This window comes from Massilia oculi (genome assembly GCF_017582745.1).
Taxonomy (GTDB): Bacteria; Pseudomonadota; Gammaproteobacteria; order Burkholderiales; family Burkholderiaceae_D; genus Telluria; species Telluria oculi_A.
The window spans coordinates 1-4,137 of the sequence record NZ_JAFVIM010000061.1; the positions used below are offsets into that span (position 1 = coordinate 1).

Annotated in this window: 5 protein-coding genes; all 5 read right to left on the reverse strand. The window is 63.4% G+C overall.

Features of this window, described 5'->3' with window-relative positions; genetic code table 11:
* A partial coding sequence (locus J3U95_RS27945; RefSeq protein WP_208281729.1) for a hypothetical protein occupies positions 1–623 on the reverse strand: 623 nt, incomplete at its 3' end.
* A gap of 7 nt (positions 624–630) precedes the next feature.
* Positions 631–1,161 (reverse strand): hypothetical protein, encoded by a 531-nt coding sequence (locus tag J3U95_RS27950; protein WP_208281730.1) that lies wholly within the window; start codon positions 1,159–1,161, stop codon positions 631–633.
* Complete coding sequence (locus J3U95_RS27955) at positions 1,158–2,015, reverse strand: hypothetical protein (RefSeq protein ID WP_208281731.1); 858 nt, start codon at positions 2,013–2,015, stop codon at positions 1,158–1,160. Before J3U95_RS27955 ends, J3U95_RS27950 begins: the two co-directional genes overlap by 4 nt.
* Before the next feature lie 17 nt (positions 2,016–2,032).
* Positions 2,033–2,668: a phage adaptor protein gene (locus tag J3U95_RS27960; RefSeq protein ID WP_208281732.1), complete on the reverse strand. Its 636-nt coding sequence runs from the start codon at positions 2,666–2,668 to the stop codon at positions 2,033–2,035.
* 8 nt (positions 2,669–2,676) lie between these two features.
* On the reverse strand, positions 2,677–4,137 hold a 1,461-nt coding region (locus J3U95_RS27965; RefSeq protein ID WP_208281733.1), incomplete at its 5' end, for a hypothetical protein.

The following is a 4,137-nucleotide window of genomic DNA, read 5'->3' on the forward strand; positions in this document are numbered from 1 at the left end:
TCGGCCAGGTCGAACTCGCCCGCGTCCTGGGTAAAATCGCCTTCGTTCCAGGTGGTGGGCAGCGAGCCGGCCACCGCCAGGCTCGACCACTTCACCATGTAGTCGAGGCGCGCGCCGCCGCGGGTGATGCCCAGGGCGATCAGCATGTTCTTGTACTGGCGCAGCACCTTGCACGACGTCGCCGCCGGCCAGGCTGGCAGGTCGACAAACTTGTGCGTCAGGTCCGTGTCCCAGTACATCGGCGGCTTGCCGTCGCCAGCGTTCAGCACCGGAATGCCCCCGAACACGCAGCCGGACCAGCCGTTGACCTTGCCGGTGCGCGCGGTGGCGTGGCTGATGTTCGTGTGCACGGAAGCGCCCGAGGCATTGGACGCTGCGAATTGCTTGCCGGCCGTCGCATACAGCCAGTAGCGCGAGCCAGCGACGTTCGCCTGCAGGAGGAACTGCGGCGGCTCGGGTGGCGTCAGGTACACCTGGCCGTGGCCAAGGAACTGCAGCGCCGCGCCATCCAAGAATCGGATGTTGCGCGCGTCCGACCATGCGCCCTGCGGCAGCTCGGCGGCCGCAATGTCGCGGACCACGCCGATTGCGCCGACGTTGTCGAATTTGATTGGGTTGGCCATGCGGCCCTCACAGGTAGTAGGTGACCGTGACCAAGCCGCCGGCCGGGACCACGATGTTGTAGCTGGCGCCGCCGGTCACCGGCACGTTGGGGAATGAGGTTGCGGCTGGCGTTGTGTTGCCGTAGCTGCCAGGGAAGGTCTTGCCCAAGCCAGTCGCGGATGCTCCAGTCGTTGGTGGCGATGATCCTCCATCGCTATACATGTCATACCCGTAACATGTCTGATTGGAGGAATAGGTTGGATCGGTTGGCGTCTCGTTTACCAAATCGCAATAGCCAATCTGGCCACCAAACGGTACGCGACGTGACGATGTCGAAACAACTTCACGCACCCCTGTACTTCTACGCGTTGCGTAGATCGTCCTCACTTCTCGAATAGTAGGGCTACCCTGGGAGGCGTCTCGCCCCCTCGCGCCATAGCCAGAAATGCCGACCGACGAGACGCCGGCCGGTATCACCAGCGTGACGTTCGCAGTGAACTCCCTTGTCACCAGCTGCGCGCGCCGGCTGAACGCAAGAGCCTTCAGCCAGGTCTTCATGCCTGCTTCCCGTAAATGACGCCGTCGCCGTAGGAGTACAGCACGACGCGGCCACGACCGGCGGCAGGGAAGGTGATGCCCGCCTGCGAGAAGTTGGTGGTCTCGGTGCCGTCTGCCTTGATCCAGGTGATGCCGGTGGTGGTCAGTGCGATCGTGCCGTAATTGGTCAGCTCGAGCAACACGCCGGCCAGACGCCCGGACGGGAAACCGGTGGCGGTCAGCGTGTGCTGGCCAACAGCCTTGATCTTCTGGCCGTCGCCCTTCGCGAAGTCGATGATGGCTGTGCCGCTGCCGACGTCGCCGTTGTCGAACACCGGGTCGCCGCGGCCGTCGAGGCCGATCCACGTGCCGACGCTGGCCAGGCTGCCGAACACCTTGCCGTTGTTGGTCGGGTCGTTCACGCCCGGCACCGTGCCGGCGATCACCAACTGGTCGACGTAGTTCTGGGTCACGTTGTCGAGGCGGAAGCGCGTGCCGTCATAAAACGCCGTGTAGAAGCGGCCGGCGGTCAGGTCGCCAGCCACCAGCGGTACGCCTGCCACGCTCACCACCTCCTTGGCGCCCAGGCCCGAGATGTTGAGGGTGGTGGCGCCGGTGTTGTTCGCGGTCGGGACGAACACGGCCAGCATCTTGGTCGAGTAGGCGACGAGCGGCTGGGCCGGCGTCAGCGTGTAGGCGTTGGGTGCGCCGCCGTCGGTGCCGGTGACCAGGATCGCGCCTAGGAAGCCGGCGAAGCTCTGGCGCAGGCCCTTCTTGATGTTGCGGATCTGGTCGTCGCCCTCGCTCTTCGGCTCTGCGCCGGTGGGCGTGGCCGGGTTCAGGTCGCCCAGGTAGGTAACGTTTTCTACTGCCATGGTCTGTCCTTCTTGGGTCAGGTGGGCGCGCGCAGCGAAAGCGTGCTCGCGTTCTCCCAGTCGTTGTTGTCCAGCGCCGCGATCGCGGTCGCGTATTTCGCGTCCCACACCTGGTGGTTCGGGTAGTCGCGGATGTGCAGCAGCGCCTCGCACATCGTGGCGGCCAGGTACACCTCCGGGTGCTGCTCGATCAGCCAGTTGGTGCCGGCCGAGTCGGCCAGCGCCGGCACGGTTGACCGCACCACCGCCGACAGCGACACGACCGACTGCGGCGCCGGGCCCAGGTACAGCGCCGAGCCGATCTGCGTGTAGTGGCGCGGCTGGCCGCCACCCTGGTCACGCGCGTACTGCGTGTTGAACTGCGCCGGCGACATGTAGTCGACCGACCCGACGCCGGGGATCGAAAGCGCCTTGATCGACAGGATCGGCGTCGGCAGGGCGATGAAGTTCGCGCCCTCGGTCGATGCCAGCGTGGCGATCGCATCCTGCAGCTGCGCGCGAAGGTCGCCGTTGATGCGCTTCTCGGCCAGCATCACGAAGTCGGGCAGATCCTCGGTCAGGTCGTCCCGGTGAAGCCGGCGCGGCACCACGTCGAGCAGCCAGGCGTAATCCCGGCTCGCGTTGGTGCCGATGGCGGTAACGATGATGGTCATGCGAATCCTTACGAAATAACAGCCAGTTTGCGCAGGGTGCCAGCGCTGTCCTTGATTTCGACGTAGCCAGTAACAGCAGCATCGGCGCTTGCCGTATGGGCTCCGAAGCGAACCTTGCCCGTGCCAAGTGGCGTCAGCCGGAAGTCGGCGTTGGCCAAGCCTCCATGAGACTTCACGGAAAGGTTGACAGCGCCGCCAGCGGCGGATGAAACACCAGCCACAGCCTCGATGTAAGTATCGGGCGCTGCCACATCTAGCACGCGCAAACTATCTGCGCCGAATTGGCCGCCTAATGTCACATCACCATCTTCTGTGATGCTCATCTTCGTTGCGCCGCCGATCTGGAAGCGTTGGACGCCAGTGCTGTTTTGCGTGTAGGTGCCAGGGAGTGCCAAGCCAGGAGCGTCAAGATCAGCAAAAAAGCCAGCCACGCCGGGCAGGAGCGACAACGCTCCAAGTCGGTTGGAATCAGCCTCTACAAAGCTGACGCGCACCTGCTCAGCGGTTGCCTCGGTATAAACGCCCCACCCCTGCGCATTTACTGGGACATCAGCACCTCCGCCATTCAGCGCGCGGATATGCGCGACGTCCAAGCGAGAGCAGCCTTTCATCCACAGGCCAGCATTGACCGACGCGCCGTCACCGTTGTCCCACAGGTTCAGCTCTGAAACAGTGCCTTGCCGGACATTGTCGAGGAATACTCCGTTTTTCCCATTGCCGCGCGCCAAGATGCCGCTGATGGACACGCCGGCAACATCCTGCATCCATAACCCGTCGTACTTGGTCGCGCCAACGCCATTGAAGTAGAGTTGCAAGCCATTGATGTGCGCGCGCCGCACGTCGCCGTAGATCCGTGCGCCTTCGCGGGTGCTATTCAGCACCTGGTCGGCGCCAAGGTTAAAATCGTCGACATCGAGCCACACCATGCCAGTCTGATTGGCGCGCCAGGTGTTGGCGTCCGACCGCAGGCGCTTACTGCCAGCAGACCAGAAGCCGATCGCACACTTCTCGCCAATGTTGCCGATCACCTTGCAGTCGTCCGACTGGTACACGAAGATTGCGGCCTGGACGCCATTTCCGTTTCCGATCGCTCGATTGCCGATGACCAGGCTCCCATGGCTGCCACCATCGCACCTGATCTGGGTCGAAGTCGGGATCGTCGTAGAGTACGAAGTGTTGTAGCCGATGATCTGATCGACGGCATACCCACCGCCAATCGGCGAACCGCCCGAGTTGCCCACGATGTTCTTGAGGCGTTTGGCGCGCAATGTGCCGTAGCCCATACGATCGGCGAAGAGGGGGCCAGCGCCGGTCAGGATGCAAGCGTAGACACAGTCCGATACATAGCAACCCTCGACCAGAACGTCCTGCATTTGCTCAGTCGTGCCGTTCATGTAGATGCCGTGGTAATAGGCGAAACTATTGTCCCACTCCCAATCGGAGTAATAACCTGTGCCGGTCAGTTCATT